This window comes from Enterococcus sp. DA9, assembly GCF_008000875.1.
GTDB classification, from domain to species: Bacteria; Bacillota; Bacilli; order Lactobacillales; family Enterococcaceae; genus Enterococcus_B; species Enterococcus_B lactis.
Genome location: NZ_CP042839.1, coordinates 722,273 through 742,500 on the forward strand (window position 1 = coordinate 722,273; position 20,228 = coordinate 742,500).

Sequence of the window (20,228 nt, forward strand, 5' to 3'; positions counted from 1 at the left end):
TTTCTGCTTGTTTTTACTTTATTATGTTTCTCCAGGCTTGGTCGACATCATTTTGTACAGCTTCGTATCTTTTGGAAAATGATCGTAAAACGGGAGAGTGGTATCCCCAAATACCATTAATCCATAGCCTTCTGGAGAATTGACTACGTATTTCTCTTGTTCTTCTGAGATATCGAATAATCGAACGAGCTGTGTCCTGTCTGATTTAGCCTGATTGAGCATCATGACGAAGTCACTGTTAGACAACATTCTTCGTGCAAGATCCGATAGCAGCAATGTCTCCACATTCTGAGTAATCCCTGTTGGAATGGCCCCCCATTTTCTTGCCCGACTCCATAATTCAAAAAAGTAATTCTCTGAATATTCATTGGTGAACAAAAGTTGCATCTCATCGATATACAGCCATGTTCGCACGCCTCGTTCCCTGTTTTCCGTGATCCGATTCCATACTTGGTCTAAAACGATCAACATCCCCATTGTCTTCAATTGTTTCCCAAGATCTTTAATATCGTAAATGACAAGCCGCTTCGTGATATCCACGTTTGTTTTGGCAGAAAACACTGACAAACTTCCTTCGATATAAATCTCTAGATCCATGACTAACTGCTTTGCTTCTTCTTCTTCCTGTTCTTTTAATATGTTATAAAAATCAACAAAAGTCGGCATAGCACCGCTCATTATTTCATATGTTCTACGACAGACACGGTCGATCAGCGTTTTTTGAGCAGAACTCAAACCTAGTGCCCCACCAATAATCAAATCGAACAAAGAAATCAAGAATTCTGACTTCAATACTACAGGGTCGGTATCGTCCCCATAGTTTTCATTGATATCCATCGGGTTGATCGTTGTTGCAGAATCACTGGATATCTTGATGATCTCTCCATTGAAATTCTGACCGATGACCGAATACTCCCGTTCTGGATCAATAATGATGACTTCATCTTCTGCATCTCGTAACAAGACATTGACTATCTCCCGTTTGACAGAAAAACTTTTTCCGGAGCCCGGTGTCCCAAGAACGAATCCATTGGGGGCTTTTAAAAGTTTTCTATCTAGTGAAAGAATATTTTTAGAAATAGCATTCACTCCATAATATTTTCCGTTTTCTTGGATCAAATCAGATATGGTGAATGGGATAAAAATCGCTGTGCTGGCTGTTGATAGCGTACGATCTAACGGTATCGAATTTATTCCTAGCGGGAGTGTTGCATTTAGTCCATTCTCCTGCATAAATTCTAATTCAATGATCTTGAATCCAAAACGACGTCCTACTGCATTCACTTCGTCTTGAATCTCCGCCAGCTGTTCAGTTGTTCCTGCCCGAAAATGAATCGAGCTTGTCATCGCATAAAGCTTTTGACCTCTATTTTGCAAATCGTCTACCAAGCCTTTTGCTTCTGTTAATGAATACGAAAGGTCATAAGAAAGCATTTCGTAATCATATCCGTTTTGCAACGCCTTTTTTTGCTCATCGACTTTTTGTTGCTCCATGAATGCTAGCTTTGTTTTCACTAAATCAAAAGCTTCATCTTGCTCTAGAGGATCAATATGAAGAGTAATCACTAATTCTTTCGGGATTTCTAACAGCTCGTATAAGAACGTATCTGCTAATTCAGAAGGATATTCTTGAAGATAAATCGTTTTTGCATAATGCGTATCTACCTTTAGATAGTTTTTGTTTTCTTTTATCTCAATGACTTCTGGCAATACATCTTCGACCTTTTGCTTCTCTCTTTTATCATCTGTCCCTAAAATCTCTGAGAGGATTGTCAATAATTCTGTTTTTTCGATGCGCTTGATCTTGCTTCCTAATCGACTGGCAAACATTGCAAAGCGATCAGCCACCATTTCTAGTTCTTTTTCTGCATGCTCTATTTTTGTATGTTTTTGTACAAAAGTGAACAAGATACATTTGCGGTACCCATTTTTTTCTTCATCTAATTTTCTAGAGATGACTTCATTCATTTCTGACCGGTAGTCATCTAAAAAGTCACCTTTTTCTTGATAATAAAGAACTTTTTGCAAATCTGCTAAAGGTCGTTTCTTTTTATAGACGGTCAGCTGTAATTTCGTCTTACTACTTAAGGAATTCAAAAAATCACAATACTGAGAAAAAATCTCGATTTGGTTGTCTTCAGACGATAATTGGTAATTGATGTCTTCTAGTTCGATGGTAGTAGAATAAGTGATATCATCGATTTGACAAATACCGCTAGGAAAGATTTCTTGAAATGCAAAAGTTGCTCTCAAAGGATCCGTCTCTTGTAGATCTTGTGATTTCTTTCCCTTCTTTTGTGCCTTTGGTTCATTGTTCTTCAATTTTTTCTTTAATTTTCTTGTTTGAGTGAATGACTTCAACTTCATCATGTTTCTTGTCCGCCTGTATCTTTATTTGTTTCTACATTTACGGTTTCAGCTACTTTTTTCTCTTCTTTCATTGATACCCCTTGCTTCTTACGGATGCCAGGAGAAAAATGATATTTGAAAAATTGTTTGATATACACTTCGAAGGTCAATCCATTTCGCTTGAACCAACCAAATGAAACGATTGGGATCGACGAAAGGATCATCAGCCAGCTGGTGATTTCCATCGGGATCTTCAGCCATGCGATGAAAATCAGACTGATCACGATATTTACTCCAGCAGCGATACTCAGACAAAGTAACTGCTTTAAAGTCATACCAGCGATTACTTTTTCTCTGTATTCTTTGATATCTTTCGGTACTTTTACTTCGACAGCCATAGTTCCTCCTTATGATGCAGAGAGCAATGTTTTTGCCCATCCTTTTGTTTTATTGATTGAAAGCAGTAGAGCAAGCATATAAATGGTCAATCCCATGATGATCCCCCAGATTCCGCTACCGACTTCTTCCATGATTTTTATAAACAAAAGCGGATAGATAACTAAGACCAAGCCAATAAATGTTGCTTGTAGTCCCGTGGCCGCAAAATTCTTGAAAAAGCTTTTCGACATTGCTGAAAATTCCTGGTTTGGAAGTGTCCCCATTGGGATTGGTGCCATAGCACAAAAAATATAAAGTTCCAAGAATCTTAGATAGATCGTTACTTGGATCAACACTCGCACAACAAGTGAAACCAAAAACATGATACACATGACTAATAGAATAACTAGTTGTTCCCACCATGAGAGGTCGGCGACTGCTGAACTTACCCGATCTGCTACATTATTCAGTACACCATCATTTCCAACCTCGATCACTCTGGCAGTCAAGTTGCTGGTAATAATGATGATTCCGTCTAATATGTCTTGGATTCTTAAAATTACTATGTAACAAAGCACGAATTTAATCAGTGCTTTCATAATCATCTCGAATCCAAGCATAGGGGCACCACCTGCCCCTTCTACTTTCATTGAGATCTTCTGGAACTCCAAAAGAACAAAAATAGCCAATATTGATAAGGCAATCGGTCCTACTACATGTTGCTGTAGACGCATAACCAAACTGTATGCATCATACATATAAGACTGCAGATCCTGACTCAACATAGCTTGTAAATCTTCTCCATTCAGATAAGCAATAATCTGATTGAAGAGACTCATTATCGCTGTGTGCATATGCTAAACTCCTATCATCCTCATTGTATTCAGACTCATGGCAACAAAGAACTCATATCAAAGGATGTAGCAAACCAGCCTGCAGCCACTAGAATTAATCCACCACCAACGATTTGCCAGATACCCTGCTGCAGCTGAGGTCCATTTTTATCTTTTAAGGCACCTGCTAAAATAATCGTCCCCCAAATGAGCCACAAACCGCCTCCAACTAAAGTAAAACGTGAAACTAATGTAAACACCTGTTGTAACAATCCTGAATCCATAATAATTACAGTCTCCTTCTCTAATTAATTTTTATTTTTTAAGCCTAATTTCAGTATAGCGAAAATTCTCCCTTACTCTCTCACAGTTATTTCTAAATTCAGAAAATTTTGGAACGTTTCAGAAAACATCTTTCTTGGTCATTTACACATAAAGAAGGAGTTCCAAAAGAACCCCTCTTTCCATTCGTGTAGAGCTGCCGTTCCTACTCCCATAATCAAACTGTTTCTCTCAAGGCTTCCTCGTCATAGTCATCATCAGGCTCTTCTTGATACTCGTCATACAAGTCTTCCTCATCGATCATGTCATCTGATTCATCTAATGTCTCGTCAAAGTCTGAGAGCAATAGTTCATCTGGTTCGTAAGGCAATTCCTCTTGTCCAGGAAGCAACTGTTCCTCTTGCTCGGAAAAATCTCGCGTATACATATATTTCTCTGTGACGTCTCCGAGTTTTTTATAATTCTTGTGTTTAGTGATGTCATATTTTGAAGATAGGAACGGATGGGCTCCTCGAATTTTCAAGATACATTCTTGCCCTTTCAAACTTGCGACTTCGTCAGGATCCATCAGGTTTCTCCCTAGTTTTTGGAAGCTTTCATTGAACGAACCGTTTGCCCCTTTTGTTACACTGATATTTCGTTGTTCGATCGTTTCTTTACCCAATAATTTAGAGATGTATTCATGGGTGCTTTGTTCCATCCCTCCCAAGTATAAGAAGGTGTCACTCGTACCGATGATCGTTTCCCATGTGTTCTTATACAATGTTTTCAGCTGACTGATATTTTGCAAGATCACACTCGTTGAGATTTCCCGGCTTCGAACAACGGAAATGACTTTTTCAAAATCAGGAATCTGGCCAATGTTGGCAAACTCATCTAGAATACAGCGTACATGGACTGGTAGTCTGCCTTTGTATACATTGTCAGCTTTGTAAACAAGCATATCGAACAACTGTTGGTACATCATACTAGCTAAAAAGTTGAAACTTGTGTCTGTATCCGGTAACAAGATATATAAAATAGTTTTCTGATCACCGATTGAATCTAACGCCAATGTATCTTTTGATACCAACTGTCTGACACTTGGAATGTCGAATGGCGCTAGACGTACACCTAAGCTGACTAAAATACTTTTTGTTGTTTTCCCGGCTGATAATTTGAAAATCTTGTATTGTGCAACAGCAAAATTTTGTGGGTCTTTTTGTTCTAATTCTTGAAATAATACATCTAACGGACTGACAAAATTAGGGACATCTTCCTCGATATCAGCTAATCGAACCAATTCGATCACACTTCCCAATGTTCGATCTTCTTCCACGACTTCTTGGATCAAGTAACTGAAAATCGCCATCAACAATGCAGTCTCTGCTTTTTCCCAGAATCCATCTCCACCTTTTTTATCCGGATCGGTTGTATTCTTGATCAAGTTGTTGATGATTTTTAAGATATCATCTTCATTTCTGATATATTTGAAAGGATTATAGTAGTCGGTTGCTTTCCGGTTGATCAAATCAAAAATCTTGATCTTATATCCCGCTTCTTCAAACATTTTTCCTGTCTCCATCAACAATAATCCTTTGGAGTCACTGACAACATAGGAAGAATGCATCTGCATCAGGTTAGGTTTTACAAAGAACCGAGTTTTACCACTTCCGGCTCCCCCACCACGACGATGTTTTTATTACGGTTGAAGTTGTCTCTTTTAGTGATCTTCATTCGACCAGACAAAGACAGACTTTCTGTTTTCGTCAATAAGATATTGAAATCTTTCTTTTTATCAATAAATGGACGGATATCCCCAGCTTTTCCCCAACGTGCGCTTCCGTATTCTTCATTGGGTCTAGTATTTTTAGTATCGAACGTCTTATACAAAACGAATAACACATAGCTAACTCCTGAAACGACACCTACTAGAAGCGACATTTGTTCAAATTCGATATGGGGACTGAATTTCGCAATTTCTGCAAAGCTTTGATTAATTGCTTCCATAATTCGGTCTGCTAGCTCAAATGAAGTAAATTCCTCACTTAAAAACAAAAAAGCGATTCGATTACCAAAATACAAAAGTATACTAAAGACTAAAAAATGAAAACTAAAAACCATAGAACGTGAATTTTTCACATGACTCTCCTTTTCGTTTTTTCTTCTGTTTCATTTATAGAACACTCTGCTCCTTTTTTGGAGTTGGTTGACTGTTGCTTCTGGTACGTGCTGGGCTGTTTCTATTGCTATCATCTTTTCCGTTTTGATTACTTGCTCTAACAACTGCATCTTGTTTTAACTCTTGAAATTGACGTGGCCCTGCTACTGGTGAACCTTGAGAAGGCGCATTTCGATTATTTTCTGTCAATTTTTGATTTATAGGAACTACTTTGTTTGATTCCTTTCCTTGTTCGAGTGATACTTTCCTATTTGGCTCTGCGTGAATCTCTGCTTTCACTTGTTGGTTATCTTTTGAGTGTGCAAACAAGTTGTAGTCTATGGGTCCAAGAGAACCTTGAGAACTTATTGAGCTTCTTTTGGCACCTAAAGCATCCTGAGAAACTACTGAGCTTGTTCGAGAACTATCTGACGAGATGTTTTGTTCTTTTGTTTCTTGCACTTTTGAGTCTTTTGTTTTTTCTTGTACCTCTTTAACTTTCTCTTCTTTTTGATTCGAGAGGTCAAATGAATGAAGTGCTTTTTCTAATTTTTGATCAAAGTTTTTCTCTTCTCTTTTATTCAAATGATTTTCTACTTTTTTCAATCCAAATTTGTCAATCAGTTGCGCCCCGATACCCACAGAAGCCCCCATCAACGCTACAGTTCCAAGAGTAAATATACCGGCCCCAACTAGTCCAGGTGCAATGATTGGCATGAGGAATACAGAAGCCACTGCAATCAACGTACTTCCGCCTACTATGATCGCTAGCGTCTTCCAATTGTTCTTCAAGAAATCTTTCGTTTTGGCTTTCCAATCTTTTTTCGTGGAAGGTTCCAGACTTGGTTCTGCCGTTTTTTCTCCTTTAAGCGTTTCTTTGTCTTTTTCATTTGTCGTTATATCTATTTTCTTTGCTTCTTTTTCTGCTTCTTTTGTTACTTCTTTTGTTGCTTCTTTTGCTGCTTCTGGCTGCTCTTTTTCTTTTGTCAGTCCTTTATTTAGTTCTTCTTTATCTTTCTGAGCTTCGCGTCGATTGGCTATTTTTTTCTCGCATAATTGATTAATTTAGGGACATAATAACTGGCACAAAAGAAAGAAAAAGCAGTAATCGCAACTGGTGCCGCATAGAGACTAACCGTCAGAGCTGGTAAAATCATCACTGCCCAACTCACAAATAAAGGATATGCCGCCAAAGGCCATAGATGCAACGCTCGGCGGAGCCAACGCATTTTTTTAGAATGTGGGAATAGTTCTTTTTTTAAATCTTTGATATCCATGCTTTTGATCTTTTCGATATCTGTTTTGATCTTGTCTGTATCTGCTTTGATATTTTCAACAGTAGCTGATTGCCCTTTTGGCAGTTGAATCATTTCGGGCTTCCACGTTTTAGGGTCATCTAACTGGATCTTCAGTTTCGCGAGTTCGGCTTCATTTTCTTGGATCTTCTTATCTATCGCATTTAATTCTGGTAAATGTTTCGCTTTTTTAGGAATGATACCAAATATTTCTTTTTGTTTTTCGATCGTCACTTGGAGTAGTTCTTGTCTAGCTTTTAAGTTTTCGCCGATTGCTGTATGTAAAGCATCTTTATTTGATATATCTGGTGTAACTTCCTTGGCTATTTCAGGTGTATCTTGCGTCTTTTTACCACTATCTGGTACGTCTGTCCTGAACTCTCCAGGATCGCTAGCAGCTCTTGGACGAGGTCCATTTTCCCGTTTTTGGCTAGGATTCTCTTGAATGATAACGTTCGGGTCAATAGGATGAGGTGCTTTCTCTGATTTTTGTGTTTCTTGTCTCTGCCATAATGGATCACGTGGCATAGGTGGTGGCACTGGAATACTCGGCTGCACCTTTTCACTATCAGCTCGATGCAAAGGTACACTTTCTTTGACTATTTGGCTAGGCTGCTCGTTGGGGGTATCTTCCTTTTTCGGTAATTCTTGTGAAAATTCTTTTGTCTTAGTAGGAACATCTTGAGAACGTTCAATCTTAGCTATTGCCGATATCTGTGATTCGATGACTGCTTTTTCTTCTATTAGTTTTTGGAGCTGTACAATTACCACATTGTTATTCATTTCCCAACTTTTTCTTCGCTCTTTATCCTCAGGTGCTGGAGGCAAAGTGGATTCAATTTTTGTGATTTCTTGTTTTTTTTTCTCTAAATCTCTAGACAAATGTTTTTTTAACTGGGTAGCTTCTATTCTTAGTTTTTCTACTCTTTCCCTAGCTTTATTAGAAGGCTCATTTATTTGATCAAGACGATATTTGTTTTCTGCCACATTTATTCTAGATAAGATCAGCATTTCATTTTGATAGCTATCGGTGTTAAGAGCTGGTTTCTCAGGAGCTCCATAAGTAACAGACTCTCTTTGTTGTTCAAGTTTATTTTTATGTTCAGTGACTTTCTGGACCTTTTCCTCTAAAAAATTTTTTTCCTGCTCCATCTCCCCTAAAGGTTGTTTCTTTATGTTATTGATCACAATTTGAAGTTGCTTTTCCTCCGAAAGATAACTATATAGCTTCTGTTCATCAGTTAACGTTTTTATTTTCCCCTCAATTGCTTCTGAAACAGATTCGTTCAACTTATCCATATTGATTTCAATGTTCGGGTCGCGTGGGTTTACGAAGGGAGATGGTTCTTTTGTAAATCGTTCATCTGCCAAGTTGTATTCCAGAAGTTCAAATAACTTTTGATTGATTGGTGTAAGCATCTTTTTTACTTCCTCTCAGATTTTTACTCTATATACAGTTGCGGTTAACGACAAATTGCTTGTTCCTTGTGTAAAATCGGTTCGTTTTTTGACTCATTTGTCTTATCTGCATCCTTGAAAGCTTCTGATATCCGATTGGCAATAGTCCCATATTGTCTATTGTTTTCCCTTGATGATGTAGATGAAATATTTAAAAGATTGCTCTCTCTTTTGTTGGCTTTGCATTCTTTGTAACACTTGTATCCTGCGACTGGTAATAAAACAAGGGTTCTTGCCACGTAATACAATGCTTTGATCATTGAGGCCAATATTCTGAACGTAAAGGATAAAATACAAAATAAACCGATTAACTCTTTCATTTTCGTTCCTCCAGTGTTTTTATTTTTATCTTAACGCTGAAAATTGTCTATACCACGCCTACTTTTTCCGAAATAATAATTTATTGGCAACTCTTTTCTTAAGTAGAATGAAGAAATGTTTCCAAATTATGCCAGAAAGCATCCGTCGGTACTTTAGAAATTTTCAGAATGGCAGAAGATATGCGATTTAAATTCAAATTCACATCGGTCAATACTAGGTCGTATTGGTTGATCAGTGTATAGTCTAAAGAAAAAACATCTTTTTCATAAATATCGATTTTCTTAAAAGAAGGGTACTTATTCAAAATCAAGTTCTTATATAAAATAGGCAGTCCCATTTCTTGTGAACTTAATAACAAAATAGACCGTTCTTTTAATTTTGGCTCCACTTGATGCAGTAATTCATTCGAAGAGACAATCAGCTCCAACAGTAATTCTTTTAACAAAAGTTCATTTTTCCGTACAGAGGACAAGTTAGAGATAATCAATGCACTTTGATAAGCTTCCCATATCTGGACTTTTTTCTTTAGGATTTTCTTATAAAAGATATCTGCATAGCTGACTTTGAAAAAAGTCAATTCTTTATAAAAGGTAATAAAACTGGTAAAATGCAAAACCTTTTCAGGTGTGACCGTTTCATTGATATTGGAAAGATAATAGAAATGTTTAAGAAACAGTTCTACTCTTCTGAGCATATACTCATCTGTTTCAGCTGGATTGGTAAAAAGCAGACTGAGATATGGACTCAAAATATTTTCTATATTTTCTCTACTGATCACAAATTTATAATTTTGATTAATAAGTGTGCAGAAGACAGTATCACTCTTGATCGTTTCCATAATTGAATCAACGACAGCTGGTCGATCTGCCAGTTCCCCTTTAGGAATCAGATGGTCGTTCCCGATTCGAATGATCGAAGTAAAAATATAATAGACTGTATAAATGATTTTAGAAGAGCTAGCATCCCGTCCTTGCTTGATCAAACAGCGTTTCAACATTTTATAAATCATTTCAAAATAAGGAAGATCTTTTTCTTTGCAGATTTCTTTGAACATACTTGAGAAAAATTTGCGAATATAGATTTCATCACCGATGATTTGAAGTCTGGTGGTTAAGATGATTTGTATATCTAATCTTTCTTTTGAAAAGTACGTATTTATTTTGGTAATGATTCTCCTGACACTTGTCTTACTCAAAAATAATTTAGCTGAAATCTCAGTTAGTGATGGTTCTGAAATCAGAATGTATTTTAAGACTTCTATATAGATAGAATTATTTAGGATCTTGATAAAAATATCATCTAAATTGAGGTTACTGGGTATTTTCAACGTTACTTCTTTATACTGATTGACCTCGATGTACGCAGGAAAACAAGAAGAATTAAAATTATCAATATCTGCAATAATTGTTTTATCCGTTACTTTTAGCTCTTCCGCAAGGTCGTTGATCTCAGCCATATCCATGCTTAACAAGCAGATCAGCATGATTTGTCTCTCTAGTTGCTTTTCTAAAAATCCTACCATTTTTTCTTCCCCTTTTCTCGTTTGCTATTAAATCTATCCTACAGTTATTTACGCTAGAATTTAGTATTTTTTTTTTCTATTTTGGAAAACCTGTTTCTTAAAAACTGTTTTTATATGTTATAATTATTATTTTTGGATAAACAGTATAAATAACTATATCTAATGGAGCATATATCAAAAAAATAAAAGAAAATGATCTTTTATTTTCGGAAATAAAAAATCGAATGAAGAGTAACTCCCTTGAAATAACATTTACAACCCTCGAAGATATAAATAAAAAAAACAATTTTATATAAAATAATTAAAAGTATAGTTGGTTTAATTTTCATTCAGTAGTTATATTTGCTATTTTAAATAACAATAATCTAAAGAACATAAGCATGATATTTCTATCTAAGCTTTTTATTTATGTTTTATTTTTTTAATGTAAATATAGAGAGTACAATAAGGATTTATAAATACATAATTAAAAATAACAAAAATACAAAATATAAAACTATTTATTTTATAGTTATTACGTTATTTTAATTAACAAAAATATGAGGTCAAAGCATTCTGTTTTTGCTGTTTATTCTGCCTGTTGCTTAAAATTGTTGAACAAACATACAAATGAATCAATTTTCTCTATAACGTGGGATAATGATTAAGAGCGACTGAAAAGAAAGGAAGTGAAGGAGCGTTTTATCTATTATTTCTTAAAAACGCAGTTGGAAATATGACAGAAGATATAACTATGCTTGAAAAATTATCAGAAAGACAGTTAAGATTAGCCATGCTTTTGAGTATGGATTCATTTTATTTAGAAGACTTAGAGAAGAAAATTGCTGTAACAAAAAAAACACTCTTATCTGATATTGCCGCATTTAATTTTGTTCATTCTCCGGCATCTATTCATATCGACGAGCATCAGAAAGTTTCTTTGAGATTACCTTGTGAATATAATTTAGAAAGCATCACGAGTACTATCTTAAAACATTCAAGCCATATACAAGTGTTGAAAATCATTTTGATGCAAGAACCTTGTATTGCTAAACTAGCTGATCAGTTATTTATGAGTACAGCAAGTATTCGCAGAATCATTATGTTTCTGAATGAATCCTTTCAAAAGCGAGGATTTCTTTTTAGAATCCACACTACTCCATATGTACATATTCAAGGTGAGGAGAGACAAATACGTTTTTTCTACTGCAGTTTATTCGAGGAGATCTATACACCGGATCAACTTCCTCATTACCAAATATTGTCTGCAGCTATCAAACGATACATGAAACTTTATCCTCCATTAAACAAACTATCTGTCCACAAACAGCTGTTTTTGATTTATTATTTTTTGATTTCTATTATCCGGCTCGGAAAGAAACATAGATTATCCGATCAGTTGAAAAGCCAACCTCTCGAAATGGATATTGATTTATTTTTTGAGCGAACGAAAAATAACGTTACATTTTGCTCCGTTATGGAGAAAAATTATCATTTCTATTTAACTAAAGAAACAGCTAGTGAACTTTTGCGTCCAATCAGCCAGATGATCCATTTTGCTTCTGTAAAGGCGCCAGCTCATGAAATCAAAAAATTAAGAAATTTGTCACAAAATTTCTATCGTTCTTTATCTACTGATACGATGTTATCTGATCAGCAATTAAATTACTTGTATCATTTGATTTCTTTCAAGAAGGAGTTTTTACCTTTTCTAACCAATTCCTTTAAACAATTCTTTGTGATCGTCTTGAATTCGGATCCACTCATTCTTTCTTTTTATGAACAAGCATTAGTGGAAGAAAATTATTCGTTTATTCTAACCAATCGTCTATTATATGAAGAATTGCTGGAAGAACTGGTTTTGCTGTCTCCAGCTCTTATTGATCGAATCATTCCAAAAAAAAAGACATATACAGTCATGATCCTTTCTTCTCAAGAACCGAAAGTTTGTTTCTTATATAAGGAATTGTTAACTAAAAAATTTCCTGAGATAAAAGAAATAAAAGAATATCAGGATAGCTTTTTTGATTTGAACTATCGGTTGATCAATCAATATGATTTGGTTTTGACTGACTTTCCTTTAGATAGGAATCAGCTGAATACGAAGATAATCAAAATATCCAACTTCCCTGCTTATTCGTTTTGGGAAAATATCGAAGCCATCTTACATAAACAATGAAAAAATAAAAAGCCCGAAAATCAGTATACAGATTTTCGGGTTTTACATTGGTTTATTCAATAAAAAGCTACTAGAACTGCTAGTATTAAATTATCGCATCGTTACGAATTCTTCCGCTCCTGTTGGATGGATGGCTACTGTATTATCAAAGTCTTCTTTAGTTGCCCCCATCTTGATAGCCACAGCAAAACCTTGTAGCATTTCATCGACACCTACACCAATGGCATGCAAGCCGACAATTTTTTCTTCTTTTCCGACGCAAATCAATTTCATTTCGCATTTTTGGCGATATTCATTCAAAGCAAAGTACATTGGAGTAAAGCGTGAACGATAAACTTTCAGGTCATTTTCTCCGTATTTTTCCAATGCTTCTTCTTCTGTCAATCCAATCGTTGCAATTGGTGGATGCGTAAAGACGACTGTTGGAACAAGATTATAGTCAAGATAAGAATCTTTCTTCCCATTAAACAAACGTTCCGACAAACGTCGGCCAGCTGCGATTGCAACAGGAGTCAAATCTAATTTACCGATCACATCACCAACCGCAAAAATATGTTCATCCGTTGTGTTCTGGTATTTATCTACTTTAATAAATCCTTTTTCGTCCAATTCGACATTTGTATTTTCCAAACCTAAATTTTCAGTATTCGGCACACGCCCGCCTGCAAAAAGGACACAATCACCAGTTAAGGTTTCGCCATTTTCAAATAACACCGTGTATTCGTCATTGTTTTTAGTGATTTCTTTAGCCATATGATGTGCGTAAGTCTTGATCCCAGCTTCTTGGTACATTTGGATCAGATTGTCCGAAAGCATTTTATCAAACGTTCTAAGTGGACGTTCTTTTCGGTATGCCCACATGACTTCACTACCTAAACCACGAAATACACCTGAAAGTTCAGCTGCGATGTATCCAGCACCTAAAATGATTGCTCTCTTAGGTAATTCCCTTAATTCAAAAAATCCATTTGAATCAATGGCGTACTCACCACCAGGAATGCCCATTTTGCTTGCACGGCCTCCAGTCGCAATCAAAATTTTAGGCGCATGATAAGTTTCACCGTTTACTTCAATCGTTTGACTATCGATAAAAGTAGCATATCCTTTTACAGCCTCGACATGATTGCTATCTAATCCTCTTTGGTAAGCACCGTGTAGAAAATCAATATATTTTTCTCGTCTTTCTACTAGACCAGCGAAATCAACACTTTTTAAATCTGCTTGGATGCCGTAACTTGGAGCATCGCGTTCAATTGTTTCCAAAATCGTACTTGCTTGCCACATGACTTTTTTAGGTACACAACCGACATTGACACAGGTTCCGCCTAATTCATTTGCCTCAATCAGCAAAACTTTTGCGCCATGCATCCCTGCTCTGTTTGCTGAAGCAATACCGCCAGAGCCGCCACCAATTACGATGTAATCATATATTTGCATTTTGTTCCTCCTTATTGAAGAGATCAATCAAAACCTTTATTTAACGATCCTTTTTCTACAGAAAACAAGTGTAACACTTTTCTTAGATTTTGTATGCGAAGATGCTTGAAACAAAGATGTATCAGCTTTTTCTTTATTTGCGTTTCCGGATCATATCTCCAGGTTTCACTGGTTGTGCAACTGGCATGGCCAAAACCATCATTGGATTTGGTGCTCGGTCAATGGATTCCCCTTCTTCATTATGCATGATTTCGACTGTTTGACTGAAATGACTGAATCCTGGACCATAAAATTCGATTTCATCCCCTACAGAGAATAAGTTTCTCTGACGTATCGTAGCAATCTGTGTTGCCTCATCATAAGATAATACTTCACCGACAAATTTATATACTGGGATTTTACGACGTTCACCAAATAATTGCTCGTTTTCAGTTGGTGTATTGTAATAAAAGCCTGTAGCTAACTCTCGTTGTGCCACTTTCCATAACTCGTCGATCCATTCTTGTTTGCAGACATAGTTTTCAGGATCTTCCATATAGCTGTCTACAGCTGCTTTATAGACATTTGACACTGTAGATACATAATGGATCGATTTCATTCTTCCTTCGATCTTGAAGCTGTCTACACCGTTTTCAATCAATTCTGGAATATGCTCGATCATGGACATATCAACTGCACTCATCGAGAATTCTTCTTCAATTTCTCCTGTATCAGTCAAACTATTTCGTTCTTGACCAAAAGGCATATCGAACAATCCATATTTCCAGCGACAAGATTGAGAGCATCCGCCACGATTCGCATCTCGCATTGACATATGGTTGGACAATGTGCAGCGACCAGAATAAGAAATACACATGGCTCCATGAATAAATGCTTCGATTTCGATATCCGTATTTTTACGGATTTCTGCCACTTCCTCCATTGAAACTTCACGAGCTAAAACGACACGTTCCAACCCTTCCTCTTTCCAGAATTCCAATGTCTCAAAATTGGTTGCTGAAGCTTGAGTAGATAAATGGATCGGCAGACCTGGAGCTTCTGTCGCGCAAATTTCGATCAAAGCTGGATCAGAAACGATCACTGCAGAAATACCGACATCGCGCAGACTACGGAAAAATTCCCCAGCGCCTTCTTCATTTCCTTCATGGGTGACCATATTAGCAGCAACGTACACTTTTGCATCGTGTTCTTTTGCAAAAGCAACCCCTTCAGCCATTTCTTCATAAGTAAAATTACCTGCACGGCTTCTTAAACCATACGCATTTCCGCCAATATATACTGCATCTGCTCCATAATGGATCGCTGTTTTTAACTTTTCCAGTGTTCCTGCTGGCGCTAAGATTTCTGGACGTTTCAATTTTCTTTTTACTGTCATTTCATTCATCATACTCCTTATTTGATAGCAGAAGGATCAATATAAAAGAATCCTGTATCTAATTCCCGGTTTTCAGGATGCAATTTGTTGATTTCGCTCGTCAATTTTTCTGCTTTTTCTTGATTCCAGCTACCTTCTAAAATTTGTTTTTTTGCTTCGGCGAATAGTTGAGTGATAGTCACGAAATTTTCGCCTGGAGTAAATAACCCGTCCAATTTCCATGTACGGTAATGATGCTGATAAAGTTCATTCAATTCATTCGAGAGATTTAGATCATTACTGGCAAAAATATGTGTGCCATGACTATCTTCATAAATAGAATAATGTGTCTCTTCTTTTTTTGGTTCCGAGATAAAAAGACCTCTTTCACGATCTTTTTGTTCGTCTTGCTTCGTATAGTTATAGTAATTCTGTAGCAGTGGACGTTTGGATTGATGGATGCATGTAGCACCATACACAAGGATTTCTACAGGAATGTCGAGTCTTTCTTCCATCGCCTTCATCTCTTCAAAAGGAACTTCACGAGCAAGTACTGCGCCAACTGCGCCTTTTTTCGCCCAGAAATTGATTTGACGTGCACTCGTTACTAATGTTTCAGCATCATAAATATACGGTATACGCAATTCAGGATTCTTTTTCATCGTATAAATGATACCTGTATCACCAACTGTGATCACATCTACGTTTATTTCTTTTAAAAAAGCCAAATATTCAGGTACATTTTTCATTTTTTCAGGATGAATGATCCCATTTACAGCAATATTTGCTTTTTTACCATGCTTGTGTGCTAATTCTACTAATTGTCGCTGTTCTTCTCGTGTGAACGAAGCAGGCAGACGCAATCCAAATTGCTCTTCACCAAAATATAGTGTGTCTGCACCTGCAGCAAGCAACTGTTCTGCTTGTTTGATAGTCTCTACTGTGGTTATGAGTTCGATCATAATTTCCTCCTCCTACAACTTCATAATAGTAGCATAGCTCTAAAAACTTTCCAATACTTCTTCTATTTAAAGTCGGATTTTTGAAAATTATTTCACAAAAAGTCAAAATAAAGTTCGATATATTCTGTCCAAATATAAAAAGAGATTGTGACAAAAATCTTGTCACAACCTCTTAATCAAGTCTTACTATTATAAAAATTCAGCTAACACAGACCGAGTACCTATAGGGAACCTACTGTTTCCTTTTTAGGCCCGCGAACATTCAATGTGATCTTTCCTTTTGATGCACCTACTGTTACGTGGTCACCTAAGCGAATCTCTCCGCCAAGCAATGCCTCGCTCAATCGATCTTCAATTTCTTTTTGAAGTGCGCGACGGATTGGACGTGCACCATATTCAGGATCAAATCCGGCTTTCCCAATCACATCGATTGCAGATGGGGTGATTTTCACTTGAATATCTTGTTCTTTCAATCGCTTGATAATCGCTTTACTCATGATTTGGACGATTGTATGGATTTCATCTTTACTCAATGAATGGAAGACGACAGTCTCATCAATTCGATTCAAGAATTCAGGTCGGAAAGCTTTCTTTAACTCTTCTAAGATACGTTTTTGCATGGCTTTGTGATCCTTCGTGACATCTTGGACATTAAATCCGACATTTTTTTCTTCTCGAATTTGTGTCGCTCCGATATTTGAAGTCATAATCATGATCGTATTTCTAAAGTCCACTTTTCTACCTTTAGAATCTGTTAAATGACCATCATCCAATACTTGCAGAAGTAAATTGAAAACATCTGGATGTGCTTTCTCCACTTCATCTAAGAGAATCACTGAATATGGTTTTTGACGAATTTTTTCTGTCAACTGTCCACCTTCATCATACCCTACGTATCCTGGAGGAGATCCGATTAATCGGCTTGTACTGTATTTTTCCATAAATTCTGACATATCAACACGGATCAGGGCATCTTCGCTTCCGAACATGACTTCTGAAAGTGCTTTGGCCAACTCTGTTTTTCCGACACCAGTTGGTCCAAGGAACATAAATGATCCAATTGGACGGTCAGGATCTTTCAAGCCGCTTCGTGCACGACGAATGGCGCGTGAAACTGCTTTGACAGCCTCATCTTGACCAACCACCCGTTCATGCAGGAGACCTTCCAATTCTAACAAACGTTCACTTTCTTTTTTCTCCAACTGCTGTAGAGGGACACCAGTCCACTCCGATACAACTGTAGCAACATCTTCTTCCGTTACACGATCAGAATATCCTTGTTCTTGTTTTGCTTCGATTGCAGAAACTTTTTGTAGCTTTTTACGTAGTGCTTTTTCTTGTCTACGTAATTGCGCAGCATTTTCAAAGTCTTGTTTTTGGATCGCTGCTTCTTTTTCTTGTACTAATTCATCAATTTCTAATTTGATTACAGTTGATTTTGTTAAGTGATCGGTTTGATCCAAACGGACTTTCGCCGCTGATTCATCAATCAAATCAATAGCTTTATCAGGTAGTTGACGAGAAGTGATATAACGAACAGAAAGATTAACTGCTGCCCGCACAGCTTCATCTGTAATCTCTACCCCGTGGTGCTCTTCATATCTTGAACGCAATCCTTGAAGAATCTCTTCCGCTTCTTCAGGAGTTGGTTCATCTACTTGAATTCGTGCAAAACGCCGTTCTAATGCAGAATCTTTTTCGATATATTTTTGATATTCGTCTAGAGTCGTTGCTCCAATCGTTTGTAATTCTCCTCGAGCTAACGCCGGTTTCAAGATATTCGAAGCATCAATTGCTCCTTCTGCGCCACCTGCACCAATTAAGGTATGCAATTCATCAATGAACAAGATTACTTGACCATCATTATAGATTTCGTCAATGACTTTTTTCATTCGATCTTCAAATTCACCGCGGTATTTCGTACCAGCAACCAAAGATCCCATATCAAGCATCATCAGGCGCTTTTCTTGCATGTCTTCTGGTACTTCACCTAAAATGATTTTTTGAGCTAACCCTTCAGCAATGGCTGTTTTACCTACGCCAGGTTCACCCACCAATACAGGGTTGTTCTTTGTCCGTCGGCTAAGAATCTGGATAAGCCGTTTCACTTCTCTAGAACGTCCAACAACTGGGTCCAACTTGTTTTCTTTTGCTAATTTCGTTAAATCACGTGCTAATGAATCTAGTGTAGGCGTGCCTTGTGGTGTTTGCCGTTTATCTTGTATATTTCTACGACGATTCATTCCCTTTCCACCCGAATCACCAGCTAGTCCCATTTTTTGTTTCAGAACTTGTCGGGCTTTTGAAAGGCTGATACCTAAGTTGATCATAATTCGAGTAGCCATGATACTTTCATCTTTTAATAAGCTCATCAAAATATGTTCTGTTCCAACTTTTTGAGAACCCGTTTTCTTTACTTCGCTACTAGCTAAAGCAAAAACTTGTTTCATTCTTGGAGAATATGGAAGAAAGACTCCTTTAGGGTAAGAACGGATACCGCCATAACCAATCAGATGTTCAATTTCTTCATAAATTTCTGTCTCATTCAAATCCATTTCACGTAATACTTTTCCAGCAATTCCATTTTGTTCAACTACTAACGCTAGTAAAACATGCTCTGAACTAACTGATTGATGTTTCAATCGTTTTGCTTCTTCTTGTGCAATTTCTAATACCGCTTGGGCTCTTTCAGTAAAAAGTTCTTCCATCTAATCTCACTTCCCATCTTCATAACTTAAACGTTCCAGAAATGCTCGGAGAATCCGAGCACGTGTATGATCTTCAAATTCATTGAAATTCAATGTGTTTTTTGCAATTGCACTTAACATCAAGTTTCCTTCTTTTTTTGTAATTATTTGGTCTTCATAAAGTTTTTGAATAATAGCAAAAGCATTTTTCTCACTGATTGTATCATCAAACAACTGATTTATCTGCTCAAGTAACTGTTTTTTATCTGATATTCTTACTTTCGCAATTCGTATATAGCCGCCACCCCCGCGTTTGCTCTCTACTAAATAACCGCGTTGGATGGTAAAACGGGTATTAATCACATAGTTGATTTGTGAAGGAACACAGTTAAAGAGGTCTGCCATTTCAATCCTTCGAATCTCGATCATTTCACTATTTTCCAGAATTTTCTTTATATATGATTCAATTAAATCCGAGGTATTCTGATGTGCCATCTTATTCATTCCCTTTGACTAATATTGACCTTAATTATAACGAATTTGGTAATAGAAAGAAAGAAGAACGCTTTTTGTTAAATAAATCCTTTAGAATCAACAAAAAAAAATACGGAATATGCTATTCCGTATCGACGCGCCCAAGAGGAGTCGAACCCCTAACCTTTTGATCCGTAGTCAAACACTCTATCCAGTTGAGCTATGGGCGCATATTCAATTTAAAAAAATTATAAATCATTTGAAAACAAAAAGCAAGATAAAAAAAATCGGGAAGACAGGATTCGAACCTGCGACCCCTTGGTCCCAAACCAAGTGCTCTACCAAACTGAGCTACTTCCCGTTTAAAAAATAAAAAAGACTACGCGCCCAAGAGGAGTCGAACCCCTAACCTTTTGATCCGTAGTCAAACACTCTATCCAGTTGAGCTATGGGCGCATATTTGAAATGCCGAGGACCGGAATCGAACCGGTACGGTGATCACTCACCGCAGGATTTTAAGTCCTGTGCGTCTGCCAGTTCCGCCACCCCGGCGCGATTGCTTTGGCAAAGCGGAAAAC

The 20,228-nt window shown here is 36.9% G+C and carries 15 protein-coding genes, 5 tRNA genes and 1 pseudogene (1 of these 21 cut by a window edge); 2 read left to right on the forward strand and 19 right to left on the reverse strand.

Annotated features, from left to right (window positions below; genetic code table 11):
- Positions 1-21: 21 nt before the first annotated feature.
- The 6 genes and pseudogenes from FTX43_RS04300 to FTX43_RS15105 form a co-directional block, all read right to left on the reverse strand.
- Positions 22-2,370, reverse strand: coding sequence for a VirB4-like conjugal transfer ATPase, CD1110 family (locus FTX43_RS04300; RefSeq protein ID WP_138314875.1), 2,349 nt, complete (start codon positions 2,368-2,370; stop codon positions 22-24).
- Positions 2,367-2,747: a PrgI family protein gene (locus FTX43_RS04305; protein ID WP_002314257.1), complete on the reverse strand. Its 381-nt coding sequence runs from the start codon at positions 2,745-2,747 to the stop codon at positions 2,367-2,369. Before FTX43_RS04305 ends, FTX43_RS04300 begins: the two co-directional genes overlap by 4 nt.
- 9 nt (positions 2,748-2,756) lie before the next feature.
- Positions 2,757-3,581: a hypothetical protein gene (locus tag FTX43_RS04310; protein ID WP_147606788.1), complete on the reverse strand. Its 825-nt coding sequence runs from the start codon at positions 3,579-3,581 to the stop codon at positions 2,757-2,759.
- 35 nt (positions 3,582-3,616) lie between these two features.
- Entirely contained in the window at positions 3,617-3,844 is a 228-nt protein-coding gene (locus tag FTX43_RS04315; RefSeq protein ID WP_002310588.1) for a hypothetical protein, read from the reverse strand.
- 215 nt (positions 3,845-4,059) lie between these two features.
- Positions 4,060-5,963, reverse strand: a pseudogene (locus FTX43_RS04320) (VirD4-like conjugal transfer protein, CD1115 family).
- Positions 5,964-5,997: 34 nt separating this feature from the next.
- Positions 5,998-6,588, reverse strand: a complete 591-nt coding sequence (locus tag FTX43_RS15105; protein ID WP_261801549.1) for a hypothetical protein — start codon at positions 6,586-6,588, stop codon at positions 5,998-6,000.
- A 109-nt stretch (positions 6,589-6,697) separates the two neighbouring features.
- Between FTX43_RS15105 and FTX43_RS15110 the strand changes: the two genes are divergently transcribed.
- Positions 6,698-7,003 carry a hypothetical protein gene (locus FTX43_RS15110; protein ID WP_261801550.1) on the forward strand — a complete coding sequence of 102 codons (306 nt, stop codon included), beginning with the start codon at positions 6,698-6,700 and terminating at the stop codon, positions 7,001-7,003.
- A gap of 16 nt (positions 7,004-7,019) precedes the next feature.
- Here the strand turns inward: FTX43_RS15110 and FTX43_RS15115 are convergent, their stop codons facing one another.
- The 3 genes from FTX43_RS15115 to FTX43_RS04335 all read right to left on the reverse strand — a co-directional run bounded on the left by FTX43_RS15115 (position 7,020) and on the right by FTX43_RS04335 (position 10,578).
- Complete coding sequence (locus FTX43_RS15115; RefSeq protein ID WP_261801551.1) at positions 7,020-8,696, reverse strand: hypothetical protein; 1,677 nt, start codon at positions 8,694-8,696, stop codon at positions 7,020-7,022.
- Between the two features lie 44 nt (positions 8,697-8,740).
- Positions 8,741-9,055: a hypothetical protein gene (locus tag FTX43_RS04330; protein WP_002345603.1), complete on the reverse strand. Its 315-nt coding sequence runs from the start codon at positions 9,053-9,055 to the stop codon at positions 8,741-8,743.
- A gap of 98 nt (positions 9,056-9,153) precedes the next feature.
- Positions 9,154-10,578 (reverse strand): helix-turn-helix domain-containing protein, encoded by a 1,425-nt coding sequence (locus FTX43_RS04335; RefSeq protein WP_104835500.1) that lies wholly within the window; start codon positions 10,576-10,578, stop codon positions 9,154-9,156.
- A 733-nt stretch (positions 10,579-11,311) separates the two neighbouring features.
- Here FTX43_RS04335 and FTX43_RS04340 point away from each other — a divergent pair.
- Positions 11,312-12,736: a helix-turn-helix domain-containing protein gene (locus FTX43_RS04340; protein ID WP_002320497.1), complete on the forward strand. Its 1,425-nt coding sequence runs from the start codon at positions 11,312-11,314 to the stop codon at positions 12,734-12,736.
- A 90-nt stretch (positions 12,737-12,826) separates the two neighbouring features.
- Here the strand turns inward: FTX43_RS04340 and gor are convergent, their stop codons facing one another.
- From gor to FTX43_RS04390, 10 genes are all read right to left on the reverse strand, one after another.
- The gene (gene gor / locus FTX43_RS04345) at positions 12,827-14,173 is read right to left on the reverse strand and encodes a glutathione-disulfide reductase (RefSeq protein WP_147606790.1); all 1,347 of its coding nucleotides are present in this window, start codon (positions 14,171-14,173) and stop codon (positions 12,827-12,829) included.
- A 133-nt stretch (positions 14,174-14,306) separates the two neighbouring features.
- Positions 14,307-15,560: a U32 family peptidase gene (locus tag FTX43_RS04350; RefSeq protein ID WP_002310597.1), complete on the reverse strand. Its 1,254-nt coding sequence runs from the start codon at positions 15,558-15,560 to the stop codon at positions 14,307-14,309.
- Between the two features lie 5 nt (positions 15,561-15,565).
- Positions 15,566-16,489: a peptidase U32 family protein gene (locus tag FTX43_RS04355; protein WP_147606792.1), complete on the reverse strand. Its 924-nt coding sequence runs from the start codon at positions 16,487-16,489 to the stop codon at positions 15,566-15,568.
- Between the two features lie 221 nt (positions 16,490-16,710).
- The gene (locus FTX43_RS04360; protein WP_002310599.1) at positions 16,711-19,197 is read right to left on the reverse strand and encodes an ATP-dependent Clp protease ATP-binding subunit; all 2,487 of its coding nucleotides are present in this window, start codon (positions 19,195-19,197) and stop codon (positions 16,711-16,713) included.
- A gap of 6 nt (positions 19,198-19,203) precedes the next feature.
- Positions 19,204-19,671, reverse strand: coding sequence for a CtsR family transcriptional regulator (locus FTX43_RS04365; RefSeq protein WP_002310600.1), 468 nt, complete (start codon positions 19,669-19,671; stop codon positions 19,204-19,206).
- A gap of 135 nt (positions 19,672-19,806) precedes the next feature.
- A tRNA-Arg gene (locus FTX43_RS04370) sits at positions 19,807-19,880 on the reverse strand.
- 57 nt (positions 19,881-19,937) lie between these two features.
- A tRNA-Pro gene (locus FTX43_RS04375) sits at positions 19,938-20,011 on the reverse strand.
- A 21-nt stretch (positions 20,012-20,032) separates the two neighbouring features.
- Positions 20,033-20,106 (reverse strand) — tRNA-Arg (locus FTX43_RS04380).
- Between the two features lie 10 nt (positions 20,107-20,116).
- Positions 20,117-20,202 (reverse strand) — tRNA-Leu (locus tag FTX43_RS04385).
- 16 nt (positions 20,203-20,218) lie between these two features.
- A tRNA-Gly gene (locus FTX43_RS04390) sits at positions 20,219-20,228 on the reverse strand; it runs 62 nt beyond the window's last position.

Bases quoted from the DNA above. Each gene is read 5' to 3' on its own strand.
- gor (WP_147606790.1), bottom strand. From the start codon at position 14,173: ATGCAAATATATGATTACATCGTAATTGGTGGCGGCTCTGGCGGTATT.
- FTX43_RS04360 (WP_002310599.1), bottom strand. From the start codon at position 19,197: ATGGAAGAACTTTTTACTGAAAGAGCCCAAGCGGTATTAGAAATTGCA.
- FTX43_RS15110 (WP_261801550.1), top strand. From the start codon at position 6,698: ATGAGGAATACAGAAGCCACTGCAATCAACGTACTTCCGCCTACTATG.
- FTX43_RS04340 (WP_002320497.1), top strand. From the start codon at position 11,312: ATGCTTGAAAAATTATCAGAAAGACAGTTAAGATTAGCCATGCTTTTG.
- FTX43_RS04365 (WP_002310600.1), bottom strand. From the start codon at position 19,671: ATGGCACATCAGAATACCTCGGATTTAATTGAATCATATATAAAGAAA.
- FTX43_RS04330 (WP_002345603.1), bottom strand. From the start codon at position 9,055: ATGAAAGAGTTAATCGGTTTATTTTGTATTTTATCCTTTACGTTCAGA.
- FTX43_RS04315 (WP_002310588.1), bottom strand. From the start codon at position 3,844: ATGGATTCAGGATTGTTACAACAGGTGTTTACATTAGTTTCACGTTTT.
- FTX43_RS04300 (WP_138314875.1), bottom strand. From the start codon at position 2,370: ATGATGAAGTTGAAGTCATTCACTCAAACAAGAAAATTAAAGAAAAAA.
- FTX43_RS04355 (WP_147606792.1), bottom strand. From the start codon at position 16,489: ATGATCGAACTCATAACCACAGTAGAGACTATCAAACAAGCAGAACAG.
- FTX43_RS04305 (WP_002314257.1), bottom strand. From the start codon at position 2,747: ATGGCTGTCGAAGTAAAAGTACCGAAAGATATCAAAGAATACAGAGAA.
- FTX43_RS04310 (WP_147606788.1), bottom strand. From the start codon at position 3,581: ATGCACACAGCGATAATGAGTCTCTTCAATCAGATTATTGCTTATCTG.
- FTX43_RS04350 (WP_002310597.1), bottom strand. From the start codon at position 15,560: ATGATGAATGAAATGACAGTAAAAAGAAAATTGAAACGTCCAGAAATC.
- FTX43_RS15115 (WP_261801551.1), bottom strand. From the start codon at position 8,696: ATGCTTACACCAATCAATCAAAAGTTATTTGAACTTCTGGAATACAAC.
- FTX43_RS04335 (WP_104835500.1), bottom strand. From the start codon at position 10,578: ATGGTAGGATTTTTAGAAAAGCAACTAGAGAGACAAATCATGCTGATC.